Source organism: Cupriavidus sp. MPR-AND1C, assembly GCF_058809705.1.
Map to the genome: position 1 here is coordinate 1 of NZ_JBXASU010000137.1, position 14,587 is coordinate 14,587.

14 protein-coding genes, 2 tRNA genes and 1 pseudogene are annotated in these 14,587 nt (G+C 64.7%); 8 read left to right on the forward strand and 9 right to left on the reverse strand.

Features of this window, described 5'->3' with window-relative positions; all coding sequences use genetic code 11:
• Nucleotide 1: 1 nt before the first annotated feature.
• Nucleotides 2-75, reverse strand: a tRNA-Arg gene (locus AC1RWI_RS35885).
• A 123-nt stretch (nucleotides 76-198) separates the two neighbouring features.
• Between AC1RWI_RS35885 and greB the strand changes: the two genes are divergently transcribed.
• The gene (greB, locus tag AC1RWI_RS35890; protein ID WP_492870691.1) at nucleotides 199-795 is read left to right on the forward strand and encodes a transcription elongation factor GreB; all 597 of its coding nucleotides are present in this window, start codon (nucleotides 199-201) and stop codon (nucleotides 793-795) included.
• 44 nt (nucleotides 796-839) lie between these two features.
• Here greB and AC1RWI_RS35895 read toward each other — a convergent pair whose 3' ends face one another.
• From AC1RWI_RS35895 to AC1RWI_RS35910, 4 genes are all read right to left on the reverse strand, one after another.
• Nucleotides 840-3,257, reverse strand: coding sequence for a RelA/SpoT family protein (locus AC1RWI_RS35895; RefSeq protein ID WP_043351387.1), 2,418 nt, complete (start codon nucleotides 3,255-3,257; stop codon nucleotides 840-842).
• Between the two features lie 257 nt (nucleotides 3,258-3,514).
• The gene (gene rpoZ, locus AC1RWI_RS35900) at nucleotides 3,515-3,718 is read right to left on the reverse strand and encodes a DNA-directed RNA polymerase subunit omega (RefSeq protein WP_006162413.1); all 204 of its coding nucleotides are present in this window, start codon (nucleotides 3,716-3,718) and stop codon (nucleotides 3,515-3,517) included.
• A gap of 84 nt (nucleotides 3,719-3,802) precedes the next feature.
• Nucleotides 3,803-4,456 carry a guanylate kinase gene (gene gmk / locus AC1RWI_RS35905; protein ID WP_043344606.1) on the reverse strand — a complete coding sequence of 218 codons (654 nt, stop codon included), beginning with the start codon at nucleotides 4,454-4,456 and terminating at the stop codon, nucleotides 3,803-3,805.
• Nucleotides 4,457-4,461: 5 nt separating this feature from the next.
• Nucleotides 4,462-5,403: a YicC/YloC family endoribonuclease gene (locus AC1RWI_RS35910; protein ID WP_043351385.1), complete on the reverse strand. Its 942-nt coding sequence runs from the start codon at nucleotides 5,401-5,403 to the stop codon at nucleotides 4,462-4,464.
• 178 nt (nucleotides 5,404-5,581) lie between these two features.
• On the opposite strand from AC1RWI_RS35910, the gene AC1RWI_RS35915 reads away from it, so the two are divergent.
• From AC1RWI_RS35915 to hemW, 5 genes are all read left to right on the forward strand, one after another.
• The gene (locus AC1RWI_RS35915; RefSeq protein ID WP_492870692.1) at nucleotides 5,582-6,634 is read left to right on the forward strand and encodes a serine/threonine protein kinase; all 1,053 of its coding nucleotides are present in this window, start codon (nucleotides 5,582-5,584) and stop codon (nucleotides 6,632-6,634) included.
• 171 nt (nucleotides 6,635-6,805) lie between these two features.
• Nucleotides 6,806-7,720 (forward strand): PP2C family protein-serine/threonine phosphatase, encoded by a 915-nt coding sequence (locus tag AC1RWI_RS35920; protein WP_043344603.1) that lies wholly within the window; start codon nucleotides 6,806-6,808, stop codon nucleotides 7,718-7,720.
• A gap of 139 nt (nucleotides 7,721-7,859) precedes the next feature.
• A complete protein-coding gene (gene rph / locus AC1RWI_RS35925) occupies nucleotides 7,860-8,579 on the forward strand; it encodes a ribonuclease PH (RefSeq protein WP_043344600.1) in 720 nt (239 codons plus the stop codon).
• Between the two features lie 13 nt (nucleotides 8,580-8,592).
• Complete coding sequence (gene rdgB, locus AC1RWI_RS35930; RefSeq protein ID WP_043344597.1) at nucleotides 8,593-9,210, forward strand: RdgB/HAM1 family non-canonical purine NTP pyrophosphatase; 618 nt, start codon at nucleotides 8,593-8,595, stop codon at nucleotides 9,208-9,210.
• On the forward strand, nucleotides 9,207-10,457 hold the full coding sequence (gene hemW / locus AC1RWI_RS35935; RefSeq protein WP_043344594.1) for a radical SAM family heme chaperone HemW: 1,251 nt from the start codon (nucleotides 9,207-9,209) through the stop codon (nucleotides 10,455-10,457). The genes rdgB and hemW overlap by 4 nt, the downstream gene beginning before the upstream one ends.
• A 74-nt stretch (nucleotides 10,458-10,531) precedes the next feature.
• Here the strand turns inward: hemW and AC1RWI_RS35940 are convergent, their stop codons facing one another.
• Entirely contained in the window at nucleotides 10,532-11,053 is a 522-nt protein-coding gene (locus AC1RWI_RS35940; protein ID WP_052494452.1) for an outer membrane lipoprotein, read from the reverse strand.
• Nucleotides 11,054-11,332: 279 nt separating this feature from the next.
• Between AC1RWI_RS35940 and AC1RWI_RS35945 the strand changes: the two genes are divergently transcribed.
• A tRNA-Ser gene (locus tag AC1RWI_RS35945) sits at nucleotides 11,333-11,422 on the forward strand.
• Between the two features lie 113 nt (nucleotides 11,423-11,535).
• A complete protein-coding gene (locus AC1RWI_RS35950) occupies nucleotides 11,536-11,907 on the forward strand; it encodes a hypothetical protein (RefSeq protein ID WP_492870693.1) in 372 nt (123 codons plus the stop codon).
• An 8-nt stretch (nucleotides 11,908-11,915) separates the two neighbouring features.
• On the opposite strand, the pseudogene AC1RWI_RS35955 reads toward AC1RWI_RS35950, so the two are convergent.
• The 3 genes and pseudogenes from AC1RWI_RS35955 to AC1RWI_RS35965 all read right to left on the reverse strand — a co-directional run bounded on the left by AC1RWI_RS35955 (nucleotide 11,916) and on the right by AC1RWI_RS35965 (nucleotide 14,325).
• A pseudogene (locus tag AC1RWI_RS35955) lies at nucleotides 11,916-12,802 on the reverse strand (HD-GYP domain-containing protein).
• 34 nt (nucleotides 12,803-12,836) lie between these two features.
• Nucleotides 12,837-13,211: a hypothetical protein gene (locus tag AC1RWI_RS35960; RefSeq protein WP_492870694.1), complete on the reverse strand. Its 375-nt coding sequence runs from the start codon at nucleotides 13,209-13,211 to the stop codon at nucleotides 12,837-12,839.
• 148 nt (nucleotides 13,212-13,359) lie between these two features.
• Complete coding sequence (locus AC1RWI_RS35965) at nucleotides 13,360-14,325, reverse strand: Bug family tripartite tricarboxylate transporter substrate binding protein (RefSeq protein ID WP_492870695.1); 966 nt, start codon at nucleotides 14,323-14,325, stop codon at nucleotides 13,360-13,362.
• Nucleotides 14,326-14,587: the final 262 nt, after the last annotated feature.

Here is a 14,587-nt window from a genome sequence, read left to right on the forward strand (position 1 = left end):
GTGCGGCTGGCAGGATTCGAACCCACGACCCCTTGGTTCGTAGCCAAGTACTCTATCCAACTGAGCTACAGCCGCACTCGAGAAAGAAATTATAACGTACTTTTGAAATTTGGGAACCCCCTTGCCCCACTTTTTTTGCTTTTCCCTCCGGCGGGCCGCCGCTTCCTATAATGACAGCCCCGCAGATGTGATCGGATCATGAACAAGGCATTTGTCAAAGAGTCATCCGGCGACGAGGACGACGACCTTCCCGAAGGCGCTACCCCGCTGCCGCCTGGCACCAAGAACTACATCTCGGCGCAAGGCTACCAGCGCTTGCGCGATGAACTGATGCACCTGATCGACACGGCTCGCCCGGAGGTGGTCCAGATCGTTTCGTGGGCCGCATCCAATGGTGACCGTTCCGAGAACGGCGATTACCACTATGGCAAGAAACGCCTGCGCGAGATCGATCGCCGCATCCGCTTCCTGACCAAGCGCCTGGAGAAGGCCGAGGTGGTGGACCCGTCCCTGCAGGGCGACAACGACCAGATCTTTTTCGGTGCCACCGTCACCTATGCCGACCAGGCCGGCGAGGAAACCACCGTGACGATCGTCGGCACCGACGAGGTGGACCTCGACAGCAACCACGTGAGCTGGATCTCGCCGATCGCGCGCGCGCTGCTCAAGGCGCGCGAAGGCGATACGGTGCTGCTGCGCACGCCGGCAGGGGTGGAGCAGATCGATATCCTGAAGGTCAGCTATCCCGGCAAGCGGGCGGAACCGATCGCCGTCGCGCAGCCGGAAAAGCACTGAGCCCGGCTCGGCCGGGCTCAGTGCTTGTGTGCGGGAAGGCTGCGTCAGCCGTCGTTGCGATCGCGGAAGATACGGATGACGTCGGGGTTGCGCCGCAGCGCCCGCATCACGTTGGCAAGATGCAGGCGGTTCTGCACCTGGATGATGAACTGCATGTAGGTGGCTTCCTGATGGCCGCCCTCCTGCTGCTCCATCGCCACGTGCGCGACGTTGGCGTCGGCCGAAGTCAGGTCGGCCGCCACGCGGGCGACGATGCCCTTGACGTTGCGCACCATCACCTTGATCGACACATCGAAGGAGCGCGTGGTCTTCTTCGCCCACATCACATCGATCCAGTGCTCCGGGTCCTTGCTGTGCAGGCGCTTGGCTATCTTGCAATCCTGGACGTGAATCTGCAAACCCTCGCCCTTGCCCAGGTAGCCGACGATGGAATCGCCGGGAATTGGCCGGCAGCATGATGAGAAGATCATCGACATGCCTTCATCGCCGGTGATCGGCACAGCGGGGGCTTCCTCGCCGGCGAAAGTCTGCACGGCCGCCAGCAGCGCGCTGTCGACATCGCCGGAAAGCTCCTGCAGCAGGATCTCCATGCGCTTGGCCACCACGGCCGGCACGCGTCGTCCCAGCGCCAGGTCGGCGAAAATGTCTTCCTTGTGCTTGTTGCCGGTCCACTGCACCATGCGGTCCCACACCGACTGAGGCAGCGCCTTGAGCTCGATGCCGAGCTGTCGCGCCGACTGCTCCAGCAGGCGCTCGCCAAGCTGGATGGCTTCGTCGAGCCGGGTGGTCTTGAGATAGTGGCGGATGGCCGCGCGTGCCTTGCCGGTGCGCACGAACGCCAGCCATGCCGGATTGGGCTTGGAGTACGGCGCCGTCACCACCTCGACGATATCGCCGCTCTTGAGCTCCGTGCGCAGCGGCAGCAGCTCGTTGTTGATCTTGACCGCCACGCACTGGTTGCCGAGGTCGCTGTGCACGGCATAGGCGAAATCGAGCGCGGTGGCGCCGCGCGGCAGCGCGCGGATATGCCCCTTGGGCGTAAACACATAGACCGCATCCGGGAACAGGTCGATCTTGACGTGCTCGAGGAATTCCTGCGAATCACCGGTCTGGCTCTGGATATCGAGCAGCGACTGCAGCCACTGGTGCGCCTGCTGCTGGATATCGTTTGCCTGGTCGGCCTGATGCTTGTACATCCAGTGCGCGGCCACGCCGGCTTCCGCGATCTGGTGCATGTCGCGGGTGCGGATCTGGAACTCCACCGGCGTGCCGAACGGGCCCACCAGCGTGGTATGCAAAGACTGGTAGCCGTTGATCTTGGGAATGGCGATGTAGTCCTTGAACTTGCCCGGCATGGGCTTGTACAGCCCGTGCAACGCGCCCATCGCCATATAGGTGTGCATCTGGGTTTCCACGACCACGCGGAAACCATACACATCGAGCACCTGCGAGAACGACAGCTGCTTGTCGTGCATCTTGCGGTAGATGCTGTAGAGCGTCTTTTCACGCCCCGACAGCTCCGCCACAATGCCGGCGTCGCCCAGCGCCTTCTGCGCGGCTTCGAGAATACGCTTGACCACCTCGCGCCGGTTGCCGCGCGCTGCCTTGACCGCTTTTTCCAGCGTGGCATAGCGGAACGGCGAACCAACCTTGAAGGACAGTTCCTGCAGTTCGCGGTACGTGGTGTTGAGACCAAGCCGATGCGCGATCGGCGCGTAGATCTCCATGGTCTCGAGCGCGATCCGGCGCCGCTTTTCCGGCGGCACGAAATCAAGCGTGCGCATGTTGTGGGTGCGGTCGGCCAGCTTGACCAGAATCACCCGCACATCGCGCGCCATCGCCAGCAGCATCTTGCGGAAGCTCTCCGCCTGCGCCTGCTCGCGGCTCTGGAATTCGAGCTTGTCCAGCTTGGTCAGGCCATCGACCAGCTCGGACACCTTGGGGCCGAATTTTTCCGCCAGCTCGCTCTTGGTGATGCCCTGGTCTTCCATCACATCGTGCAGCAACGCCGCCATGATGGATTGGACATCGAGCTTCCAGTCGGCGCACAGTTCGGCCACCGCTACCGGATGCGTGATATAGGGCTCGCCGCTCTGGCGATACTGGCCAAGGTGAGCTTCGTCCGAGAACTGGAAGGCTTCGCGCACGTGCGCCTGGTCCGCCGGCTTGAGATAAGCGAGCTTCTCCATCAGCCGGGTGATCGAGATCACCTGCTGGCGCGGAGGCACTGCGGGTTGCGAAGTCGGGCCGAAGAAGTGACGATAAGACTGCGCCAGCACCGCATCGATGAAGAGCGCGTCGCCCGGCGCAGCACCCTGCGGCGCCTCGCTCAGTTCACTTTCGGCGGCAGCCTGGGCGGCTCTTGCCTTGCCCGCACCCATTGCCGGGGCGACGGCGCGCTCGCCAACGACATCGTTGCCAAGCGGATCGGGAAGATTGGGAGCGCCGGTACGCGCCGTCACGGCCGACTGACCGGGCACGGCGCGCTTGCGCTGAACGGGTGGCAATGCATCGCCACTCGCGTCACCAGTGGCTTCTCCGCGCAATCGCGCTGGCGTGGCCGTGGGGCTGGCCGTCGCGACAGGGGGGGAAGGCTGGGAGGAAGACATGTGGGCGGCTTCTGTAATCTGGCTGGTTAAGCAAGTACGCGAACAGGTACGTTAGCAGAGTCTCAATGCAAAGGTACGCGTTGCTAGGACTGGCCACCGCCGCCCGAAAATCAGGTCGGTACCTTCTTGAGCATCTCGATGCCGATCTGGCCCGAGGCGATCTCGCGCAGCGCCACGACCGTGGGCTTGTCCTTGGCCTCGACCTTGGGAGTGTGACCCTGCACCAGCTGACGGGCCCGGTACGTTGCCGCGAGCGCGAGCTCGAAGCGATTCGGGATGTGTTTCAGACAATCTTCGACGGTAATACGCGCCATATGTAATCCACCTCGGGACAAAACCTTATGCGATGCCGGCTATTTTACAGCACGCGGCAAGAAACGTTCCCGCCGCGCTCCGGATCAATGAATGCCAAGCTCGATGAAGAGGTCGGCGTGACGCGCTTTTTGCGATGAAAAACGCAGACGGGTAGCGCGGATGACGCTGCGAAGCTGTTCGAGCGCCTGCTCGAAAACCTCGTTGATGATGACATAGTCCGACTCGGACGCGTGAGCCATCTCGCTGCCGGCTGCCAGCAGGCGGCGCACGATCACGTTCGGCTCGTCCTGGCCGCGCTTGTTCAGGCGTTCTTCAAGCGCTTGCAGCGACGGCGGCAGGATGAAGATTTCCATGGCGTTGGAAAAACGCTGATGCACCTGCTGCGCGCCCTGCCAGTCGATTTCCAGCAGCACATCGTTGCCCTGGGCCATCTGTTGCTCAATCCACACCCGCGAGGTGGCGTAGTAGTTGCCGTGCACTTCCGCCCACTCGAGAAATTCGCCGCGATCGCGCGCCGCGCGGAACGCGTCCACGGTGGTGAAATGGTATTCCCGGCCATCCTGCTCGCCGGGACGCGGCGCGCGGGTGGTGTGCGAGATGGATAGGCGAATGGCCTGGTCCTGCGCCAGCAGCGCGTTGACCAGGGTGGACTTGCCGGCGCCGGAAGGCGCCACCACCATGAACAGGTTGCCGGGGTAGGCGGTGTCGATGGCGACGTGGGACGACGTTTCACTCATGATGATTATTCTAGGTTCTGAATCTGTTCTCGCATCTGCTCGATCAGCAGTTTGAGTTCCATGGCGGCATCGGCCAGTTCTTTGGCCGCTGATTTGGAGCCCAGCGTGTTCGCTTCGCGGTTGAGCTCCTGCATCATGAAATCGAGCCGCTTGCCAGCCTGCCCGCCCTTCTTGAGGATATGGCGGGTTTCGTTCAGGTGGGCCTGCAGGCGCGACAGCTCTTCGGCAATGTCGATGCGGATGCCGTAGACCGTGGCTTCCTGGCGGATGCGCTCGCCGATTTCGTCCCGGCTCATCGACGGCATGCCGCCGGGCGCTACCAGGTTGAAGGCTTCCTGCAGGCGCTCGGTGAGCTTGTCCTGGTGATGGGCGATCAGTTGCGGGATGGTGGGCGTGAGGCGCTCGACGATGGCCAGCATGGCTTCGATGCGCTCGTCCAGCGTGGCCTTGAGCGCGTCGCCCTCGCGGCGGCGCGCTTCCAGCAACTGGCCCAGCGCTTCCTTGGCCGCGCCCATCACGGCCTCGCGCAGGGCGTCCTGCGACAACTCGGGTTCCACCAGCACGCCGGGCCAGCGCAGGATCTCGCCCATGCGCAGCGAGCCGGCTTGCGTGAAGGTGGCCGCCACCGTTGCCTCGATCGAGCGGATCTGCGCCAGCAAGGCATCGTTGAGCGCCAGCGTGGTGCCACCGGCGCCGGCATCGGCGCGCTGCAGGTTGATGCGGCATTCCAGCTTGCCGCGCGACAGCTTGGCCATGAGCATTTCCCGCAGCGCCGGCTCGAAAGCGCGGCATTCTTCGGGAGCCCGGAAAAACAGGTCGAGGAATCGCGAATTGACCGTGCGGAACTCCACCGAAACGGATGCGGTCCTGCCGGTGGGCGCGCCTTGCGCGTCCGTCAGCGGCGCCTGGCGCGTCGCCAGGCCGTAGCCTGTCATGCTATGGATCATTGAATAGTCTCGCGAAATGGCCATCTGGCCGCATGGGTTCAAACAGCCCGGGGAGCCGGCAACCCTGCAACCGCGCTGGCTGAACGCCGAAAAGAGAGGCCAAAATGGCCGCTATTGTGTTCTTTACAAGTCTTCGATTAGTCAGGACAATCCTGAGGCAATCAAGGTCCCGAATCCTATGACAGAGCCAAAGGGCGCATCACCTCCGAAGAGCGCACCGCTGCCCATCGGCACGCTGCTGTCCAACTATCGTATTGTAAAGAAGTTGGCCAGCGGGGGGTTCAGTTTCGTCTACCTCGCGACCGACGAGACCGGCTCGCCTGTCGCGATCAAGGAGTACCTGCCGTCGTCGCTGGCACGCCGCCAACCGGGCGAGCTGATCCCCGTGGTGCCCGACGAAAGCGCGGCGTCGTTCCGGCTGGGGCTCAAGTATTTCTTCGAGGAAGGGCGCTCGCTGGCGAAGATTTCGCATCCCAGCGTGGTACGCGTGGTGAATTTCTTCCGCGAGAATTCCACCGTCTACATGGTGATGAACTACGAGCTGGGCAAGACGCTGCAGGAACACATCCTGCACGCGCGCCAGCAAGGCCGCGCCAAGGTGCTGCGCGAACACTTCATCCGCAAGGTTTTTCATGACCTGATGAGCGGCCTTCGCGAAGTGCATATCCACAAGCTGCTGCACCTGGACATCAAGCCAGGCAACATCTACCTGCGCGAAGACGAATCGCCAATCCTGCTCGACTTTGGCGCCGCCCGCCAGATCCTGAGCATGGAAGCGGCACGCTTTCAGCCGATGTACACGCCGGGCTTTGCCGCACCGGAGCTTTACGGCAAGCATTCCGAGCTGGGCCCGTGGACCGACATCTACAGCCTTGGCGCCACGCTCTACGCCTGCATGGCCGGCATGCCACCCCAGGAGGCCAACCAGCGCGAGAAGGACGACCGCATGGCGGACTCCATCACGCGGCTGCGCGCCAGCTATACCAACGGCCTGGTGGACCTGGTCGAATGGTGCCTGCGCCTGCCCCCTTCCGAGCGGCCGCAAAGCGTGTTCCGGCTGCAGAAGGAGCTGCGCGAACAAACCAACGCACTAGGCGAACAAGCGGCCGCGCCCGCAGCCGCGGCCACCACCGAGCGCCCCCTCGCAAGCCGGTTCATGACGCTGCTGCGCAAGCGCGAGGAGCCAGCCGCGGCAATCCAGGCCAAGGAGGCTGGCAAAAGAGGCGAATAAAGCACAAAAAGGCGCCATCCCCGCGCCGTGTGCAGGACCCCTCCCTCCGCCCCTTGCGCTATCAATAACAACTATGATGAGAACCGTCGCCTCGCGGCCCGCCCGCACGCTGTGCCGGTGGGGCGCGCTGATGACGCCGCCGTCTCCCAAGAACTGACTCCTACAGCCACCATGCGATTCTCCGTCTACCAGGAAAGCAGAAAAGGCGGCCGCCGCATCAACCAGGACCGCATGGGCTATTGCTTCACGCGCGATGCCCTGCTGATGGTCCTGGCCGATGGCCTGGGCGGCCATGCGCTGGGCGAAGTCGCCGCGCAGCAAGCCTTGCAGACCCTGGCACGCCAGTTCCAGGCCCAGGCCCGGCCCTCGATCCGCAATCCTGCCGATTTCCTGCAAGACACGATCATGCTGGCCCACCGGGAAATTCATCGCTACGCTGAAGCCAACCAGCTGGCCGACGTCCCGCGTACCACCGTTGTCTGCTGCCTGGTCCAGAACGGCCAGATCCACTGGGCCCACGCCGGCGACTCGCGCCTCTACCTGGTACGCAAGGGTAACCTGCTGACCCGCACGCGCGACCACTCCAAGATCGAGAACCTGTTGCAACAGGAGCGCGTGCTGCCAATCGAAGTGGCCAATCACCCCGAGCGCAACAAGCTCTACAACTGCCTGGGCTCGCCCAACCTGCCGCTGATCGATATCGGCGGCCCGCTGCGGCTGGAGCCGGGCGACGTGGCGCTGCTATGCTCCGACGGGCTGTGGGGCAGCATCGAAGAGCAACTGCTGGTCGAGAAGGTCACCAGCTTGTCCGTGGTGCATGCCATCCCGGACCTGATCGAGCAGGCGCTGCACAACGCCGGCGACGGTGCCGACAACACGACGGCCATCGCCATGATGTGGGAACTCGACGCCCACCCGTCCAACGAGGAGTCGGTCGCCACCGAGACCCTGCCGCTCAACACGTTCACCACCTCGATCCTGGAGAACAACGGCGGCGATACCGACCTGCTCTCCGAGGAGGAGATCGAGCGCTCCATCGCGGAGATCCGCGCGGCGATCGACAAGACCAGCAATTTCATGCGCTGAGCCCGGGCCAAGTACCGCCCGCGCCGCAATGGCGCGGGAATTCGCCCTCCCCCGCGAGGGGAGTTGGCGCAGGACGCGCACGCGCAGCCCGGCGGCGTTAAAATCCGGGTCCTGAATCGAATTTCGAGAAAACTCCCACATGCGACCCAGCGGACGCGCAGCCGATGCGCTGCGCCCTATTGCTCTGACCCGCCAATACACCCGTCACGCCGAAGGCGCCGTCCTGAGTGCCTTTGGCGACACCAAGGTGCTGTGCACCGCCAGCGTGCTGGCCAAGGTGCCCCCCCACAAAAAGGGCAGCGGCGAAGGCTGGGTCACCGCCGAGTACGGCATGTTGCCGCGCGCCACCCACACGCGCTCGGACCGTGAAGCCGCCCGCGGCAAGCAGACCGGACGCACGCAGGAAATCCAGCGCCTGATCGGCCGCGCGATGCGCTCGGTGTTCGATCTGTCGGCGCTGGGCGAATTCACCATCCACCTGGACTGCGACGTGCTGCAGGCCGATGGCGGCACCCGTACCGCGGCCATCACCGGCGCCTTCGTGGCCGCCCATGACGCTGTTTCCGCCATGCTGCGCGACGGCCAGATCAAGGCCAGCCCGATCCGCGACTTCGTTGCCGCCGTGTCGGTTGGCATGGTGGATGGCGTGGCCGTGCTCGACCTGGATTACGCCGAGGACAGCAACTGCGACACCGACATGAACGTGGTGATGACCGGCAGCGGCGGCTTTGTCGAAGTGCAAGGCACCGCCGAGGGCGTGCCGTTCAGCCGTGCCGATCTCGATGCAATGACGCGCATCGCCGAGCAAGGCATCGCCGAACTGGTGGCGCACCAGCGCCGCGCGCTGGGCCTGGCCTGATACGGTGAACGCCATGCAACGCCTGGTCCTCGCCTCCAACAACCCCGGCAAGCTCGGCGAGTTTGGCGCGCTGCTGGCGCCGCTCGGCTTCGAGGTGATCCCGCAGGGGCAGCTCGGCATTGCCGAGGCCGAGGAACCCTACGCCACCTTCGTCGAGAACGCCCTCACCAAGGCGCGCCACGCCAGCCGCCTGGCCGGCCTGCCCGCGCTGGCGGATGACTCCGGCATCTGCGTCGACGCGCTGGATGGCGCGCCGGGCGTCTATTCGGCGCGTTATGCGCAACTCGTGGGCAAGCCCAAGTCCGATGCCGCCAACAACGCGCACCTCATCTCGCAGCTGGCCGGCAAGCTCAACCGCCACGCCTACTACTACTGCGTGCTGGTGCTGGTGCGCCATGCCGAGGATCCGAGGCCGGTGATCGCCGAGGGCGTGTGGGCTGGCGAGGTGGTCGATGCACCGCGCGGCAACGCCGGCTTTGGCTATGATCCGCACTTCCTGCTGCCGCACCTGGGCAAGACCGCAGCCGAACTGAGCGCCGAGGAAAAAAACGCCGTCAGCCACCGCGCCCTCGCGCTCAAGGCACTGACCGAGCGCCTGCAGGCCGGCGGCCCCAGGACTGGCTGCCCATGATCCCGATCGTTCCCCTGGCGTCCACGGGCGCTGGCGCCCGCGCCCCCGCCGATACCAAGTCATTGTGGCTGCAGCCTGGCCAGCTCGCGCTGCCCGGCTCCCCGCCGCTGTCGCTCTACGTGCATATCCCGTGGTGCGTGCGAAAGTGCCCGTATTGCGATTTCAACTCGCATGCCGTGCCCGGCGCGACGGACAGCCACGACATCCCGGAAGACGCCTACCTGGACGCGCTGCGCGCCGACCTGGAGCAATCGCTACCGCTGGTATGGGGCCGCCAGGTGCACACGGTCTTCATCGGCGGCGGCACCCCCAGCCTGCTGTCGGCCGCCGGCATGGACCGGCTGCTGTCGGATATCCGTGCGCTGTTGCCGCTGGACGCCGACGCCGAGATCACGATGGAGGCCAACCCCGGCACGTTCGAAGCAGAGCGCTTCGCCAGCTATCGCGCCAGCGGCATCAACCGCTTGTCCATCGGCATCCAGAGTTTCAACGACCGCCATCTTGCCGCGCTTGGCCGCATCCACGGCGGCGCCGAAGCCCGCGCGGCGATCGGCATCGCGCTGGACAACTTCGACAACGTCAACCTCGACCTGATGTACGCGCTGCCTGGCCAGACGATGGCGGAATGCGCCGACGACCTGGAAACGGCGCTCTCGTTCAACACCACGCACCTGTCGCTCTATCACCTGACGCTGGAGCCCAACACGCTGTTCGCCAAGTTCCCGCCGGCGCTGCCGGATGACGACAGCGCGTATGAAATGCAGGACCTGATCGAAGCGCGCACCGCGCAGGCGGGCTACGTCCACTACGAAACCTCGGCTTACGCCCGGCCACACCGGCAAGCGCGCCACAACCTGAACTACTGGCGCTTTGGCGACTACCTGGGCATCGGGGCCGGCGCGCACGGCAAGCTGTCGTTCCCGCACCGGGTGCTGCGCCAGATGCGCCACAAGCATCCCGCCACGTATATGGCGCAGGCCATGGCCGGCAACGCGGTGCAGGAGCAACACGATGTCGGCGCCGCCGACCTGCCCTTCGAGTTCATGCTGAACGCGCTGCGCCTGACTGATGGCGTGCCGGCCAGCACATTCTTCGACCACACCGGGCTGCCGCTGCACACCATCAGCCGCGACCTGGCCGCCGCCGAAAAGAAAGGCCTGCTGGAAGCGGATCTGTCCACCATCAAGCCCACCGAGCTTGGGCGGCGTTTCCTGAACGACCTGCAGGAGATGTTCCTGAAAGGTTGATCTCAACGCCACGCCGCGCTCAGTGAAACGGCCACCCGAGGGTGGCCGTTTCACTGAGCGCCCAGCAATGCCGGTCAGTATGGCGTCGCCATGTCGTTGGCCACCTGGACGCGGGAACCGATGCGCAGATTGCTGACGTTGCGCTGCGTCACGGTAGCCATGCGGCCGTCGTCCAGCCGCACGTTGACGCGATACACAGTATCGGTGCTGCTGCCCGCGCGCTTCTCGATCTGGTTGCCCGCCACGCCGCCCGCCACCGCGCCGCCGATGGTGGCGATGGTGTTGCCGGTGCCCCCGCCGATCTGGTGGCCCAGCAAGCCACCGGCCACGCCGCCGATCACCGTGCCAAGCAAGCCCGAGCTGCCTTGCTGCGTCGTCACCGGCTCGATCGATTCCACCCGGCCATAGAACACCGAATTCGCGGGTGCCTGGTAGGTGTTGGCGCCAGGGGGCGGGGGCGGTGCCTGGTACGCTGGTTGCTGCGGCGCGCCGTAGCCACCGCCATAGCCGCCGCCATAACCACCGGGCGCCGCGCAACCCGCCAAGCCAACCACCGCGGTGGCCGCCGCCACGCTCAACAGAGTCTTGCCGTTCATCAGTTGTTCTCCTCAAGTGATTGCAAATGCGCGGAACGAGGGAACGCGGCGCATCGGCATGCGCCCCCCCTCACGCATATTAGGATCAGTCGGACGAAATGAAGGTTCCGTCGTGTCCGACGAACACCGACAAAACAACTTTGCACGCCGCATGCTGCCGCGCGTCCCCGCACTTGCTATAATGCGCGGCGCTGGCCGTCGTGCCGGCGTCCAAGGCAGCATGCCGCTCGGGCAGGGACATCCCCCGCTTCGCGCTACAATGCCTGCCATACCTTTTCTGGAAGCGTGGCCGAGTGGTTTAAGGCAGCAGTCTTGAAAACTGCCGATGGGGTGACCCATCCGTGAGTTCGAATCTCACCGCTTCCGCCAGATTCCTCGCCGCATGAAGATCAGCGGGTGACATACCCCGGCTGCCCGCCCCCCACCGTACACGCGCGCAAGATGCGCCCCGCGTCCCTCGAAGGAATCACTGGAGATCGCAATTGAAATCCACGAAGGCGTTGGCGGCGATAGCCTGCCTCGCAGCGGCAGCATGCACCACGCCGGCGCCGGCGCCCTATGCTGGCCTGCAAATGTCCACGTATGACACGGACACCGAGTACACCACCACCTACACAGCGGATGGCTTCACGCTCTTGGTCAACTATCGCTACGAGCGGCTCACCGTGCGCGCCAGCGCGGCCGCGGCGCAGTGCAAGGCAGCGCTTGCCAGCGTGGCCAACAGCCTGGCCGAGCGCCGGCAGCGGCAGATCGAGCCCGTGACCGAGCAAAGCATCCATCTCACTACCAGCAGGACCTGGTATGGCAAGGTGACAGCCTGCTCGATCACCGCACCGATCGCCTGGAAACGCTGATTGCGCGTTCAGCGCGCCAGTTCATCGTGCACACAGCGCCCGATATCCACGTTATCGATCCGCTCCTTGTTCATGAACTGCGCGGCATAGTCGCGATAGACGCCGGATACCAGAAACAATTCAAACAGATCCGGATCGATATGCTGGTCCCGCTTCATGCATGACATGATGTGGATGGACTCGGACAGTGTCTTGGCTTTCCTGTAGGGACGATCCGGCGCGGTCAGCGCCTCGAAGATGTCCGCAATTGCCATCATCCTTGCCAGAGGGCTCATCTCCCCGCCCTTCAAGCGTTTCGGGTAACCCGTCCCATCCACTTTTTCGTGTGCCCGCCCGCGATCTCCGCCACCTGGCGCAAATGCTTGGGAAACGGTAACTGCGACAGCATGACCAGCGTCTGCATGATGTGCTCGTTGATCTTGAACCGCTCCTCCTCGGACAACGTGCCGCGTGCAACTGACAGGTTGTGCGATTCACCGCGGTTGTACAGGCATTCGGGAACCGTCATGCGAAAGCCCCAAGGGTTGCCCGCGGCGAACCGGTCCTGCCCACTGCGCTCGATGCGGTGCTCCTGCTTGTCCGCAAGCAATGGTTCGACGGCCGGCAGGTCGGGCGCGGGCATGCGGTCCTTGCGCGCTGTCTCGTCCCGTGAAAGGCCCACGCGATCGTTCAGCGTGCGCAGCCACGTTCGCGCCGCAATCCGGCGCAGTCGATCGACATGGGCCGGCTCCATGAACTCACCGCCTTCATTGCAGGCGACAACAAAGGCGAAATCATCGTCGAGTTGCCGGCATTCCGCATCGCGACGCGCTTGCGCGCAGGCGGCCTCCTCGCCGCGTGCCACGGCCTGAAGGCAAGCGATCTGCGCGTCTCGCTTGAGCACTTCGAAGCGCATGCGAATTGAACCGTCATGCGTACTGGCAAGCCCGTTACTCCGCCGTGCCCGGCGCCGTCAGAAGGCGATACGCCTGCTCCTGCGTCATGTCCAGCCGATAGTGCCGCGCCAGCATGCGCGCGAAATGATGCGCGGCGCCAGGCTCGCAATGCTTGAGCTGCTCGCGGTAGGCCTCCAGCTCGAAACGCAGGCGCCAGCGCGGGCTCGCCAGGTAAAGCACGCCCATCAGACCACCTGAACGCCAGAATTGCCGCACATGCACCTTTTCATGCTCGATCAGCGCCTGGCTCACGCCCGGCCGCACCAGGATCAGCGGCCCCGGCGCGAAGCCGTCGAAGCCGCGCGGAATCAGCCATCGCGACTTTGTTTCTATCAGCAGACAAAGGGGTGATTTGCAGAAGCGGATCATGGAAGGCGTCGGCGGTGCGGCCGCGCATAGCGCGCGTAGGGCTAGCCTATCAGGTCGCAACGGCCGGCGCCCGATTCCGCGCGCACCCAATAAAAACGCCCCGCGCACGGGCGGGGCAAAGAGCAATGCTTGCGCGGATGCCGCGTGCTTAATCGATGCTGATCTTGCCCGCCTCGATCACGCCCTTCCAGCGCTGGAGTTCCTGCTTCTCGAACTGCTCGAACTGCTCCGGCGTATTGGCAACCACCTCGAAGCCGTTCTCGGCCAGCTTCTGTCGCATCTGCGGCTCATTGAGCGCACCGACCAGCGCGGCATGCAGTCTTGCCTTGACGTCCTTCGGCAGCCCGCGCGGCGCGGCCACGGCTTGCCACGAATACACGTCCACGTCCTTCACGCCGCCCTCCGCCATGGTGGGCACGTTCGGCAGCACCGCCGAGCGCTTGTCGCCGGTCACCGCCAGCGCCTTGAGCTTGCCGCTGCGGATATGTTGCAGCACCGCGTTGACGTTCTGGAACGAGACGTCCACCTGGCCGGCGAGCAGGTCGGAGATGGCCGGCGCCCCACCCTTGTAAGGAACGTGAAGGCCGTCGGTGCCGGACTTTTGCCAGAACAGCGCGGCCGTCAAATGGTCCGACGAACCTGCGCCGGAGCTGGCGAACGCCACCTTGCCCGGATTCTTCTTCATGTAGGCGACCAGCTCCTGCAAGTTCTTCGCAGGGAAATCCGGCTTGGTGACCAGCACGTTGGGTGCGCGCACGGCCACCGTCAGCAGGTCGAAGTCCTTGGCCGGGTCATAGCCCAGGTTCTTTTGCAGGAACGGGTTCACGGCATAGACGCCGATCGACGCCACCAGCAAGGTGTAGCCATCGGCAGGCGCACGCTTGACCATGGTCGCGCCGATGGCCCCGGTAGCGCCGGGGCGATTGTCGATCACGAACGGCTGGCCCAGCTTTTCATTGAGCGGCACCGCCAGCATGCGCGCAATGGTATCGGTGGAGCCGCCCGCAGGAAACGGCACCACCACGGCGACGGCCTTCTGGGGCCATGCCGGCGAGGCGGCTGCGGCGCCGGTCACGGCGAGCGCGGCGGCGAGCGCGGTCACGGCGGCGAGCATGCCCGCGGCAAGCCGGCCGAACTTGCGCCGCGCGGGTGCGGCAAGCGTGCCTGCGGCGGCCGGCCGGCCACGGAATTTGTTCATGGTTGTCTCCTTGTTCTTGGTGGTTTGCTCGTATTCGTGCGAGGGCCGCGGATGCGGCTCACCGGACCATGCAGGGCGCCTTGTTGTCGAAGGTCCAGCCCGGGATCAGGAATTGCATGGCCACGGCGTCGTCGCGCGCACCCAGGCCCATGTTCTTGTAGCGCTCGTGCGCCAGCGC

Bases quoted from the DNA above. Each gene is read 5' to 3' on its own strand.
- greB (WP_492870691.1), top strand. From the start codon at position 199: ATGAACAAGGCATTTGTCAAAGAGTCATCCGGCGACGAGGACGACGAC.
- gmk (WP_043344606.1), bottom strand. From the start codon at position 4,456: ATGAGTGAAACGTCGTCCCACGTCGCCATCGACACCGCCTACCCCGGC.
- AC1RWI_RS35920 (WP_043344603.1), top strand. From the start codon at position 6,806: ATGCGATTCTCCGTCTACCAGGAAAGCAGAAAAGGCGGCCGCCGCATC.
- rdgB (WP_043344597.1), top strand. From the start codon at position 8,593: ATGCAACGCCTGGTCCTCGCCTCCAACAACCCCGGCAAGCTCGGCGAG.
- AC1RWI_RS35915 (WP_492870692.1), top strand. From the start codon at position 5,582: ATGACAGAGCCAAAGGGCGCATCACCTCCGAAGAGCGCACCGCTGCCC.
- AC1RWI_RS35940 (WP_052494452.1), bottom strand. From the start codon at position 11,053: ATGAACGGCAAGACTCTGTTGAGCGTGGCGGCGGCCACCGCGGTGGTT.
- rpoZ (WP_006162413.1), bottom strand. From the start codon at position 3,718: ATGGCGCGTATTACCGTCGAAGATTGTCTGAAACACATCCCGAATCGC.
- AC1RWI_RS35965 (WP_492870695.1), bottom strand. From the start codon at position 14,325: ATGCTCGCCGCCGTGACCGCGCTCGCCGCCGCGCTCGCCGTGACCGGC.
- AC1RWI_RS35910 (WP_043351385.1), bottom strand. From the start codon at position 5,403: ATGATCCATAGCATGACAGGCTACGGCCTGGCGACGCGCCAGGCGCCG.
- AC1RWI_RS35960 (WP_492870694.1), bottom strand. From the start codon at position 13,211: ATGATCCGCTTCTGCAAATCACCCCTTTGTCTGCTGATAGAAACAAAG.
- rph (WP_043344600.1), top strand. From the start codon at position 7,860: ATGCGACCCAGCGGACGCGCAGCCGATGCGCTGCGCCCTATTGCTCTG.
- hemW (WP_043344594.1), top strand. From the start codon at position 9,207: ATGATCCCGATCGTTCCCCTGGCGTCCACGGGCGCTGGCGCCCGCGCC.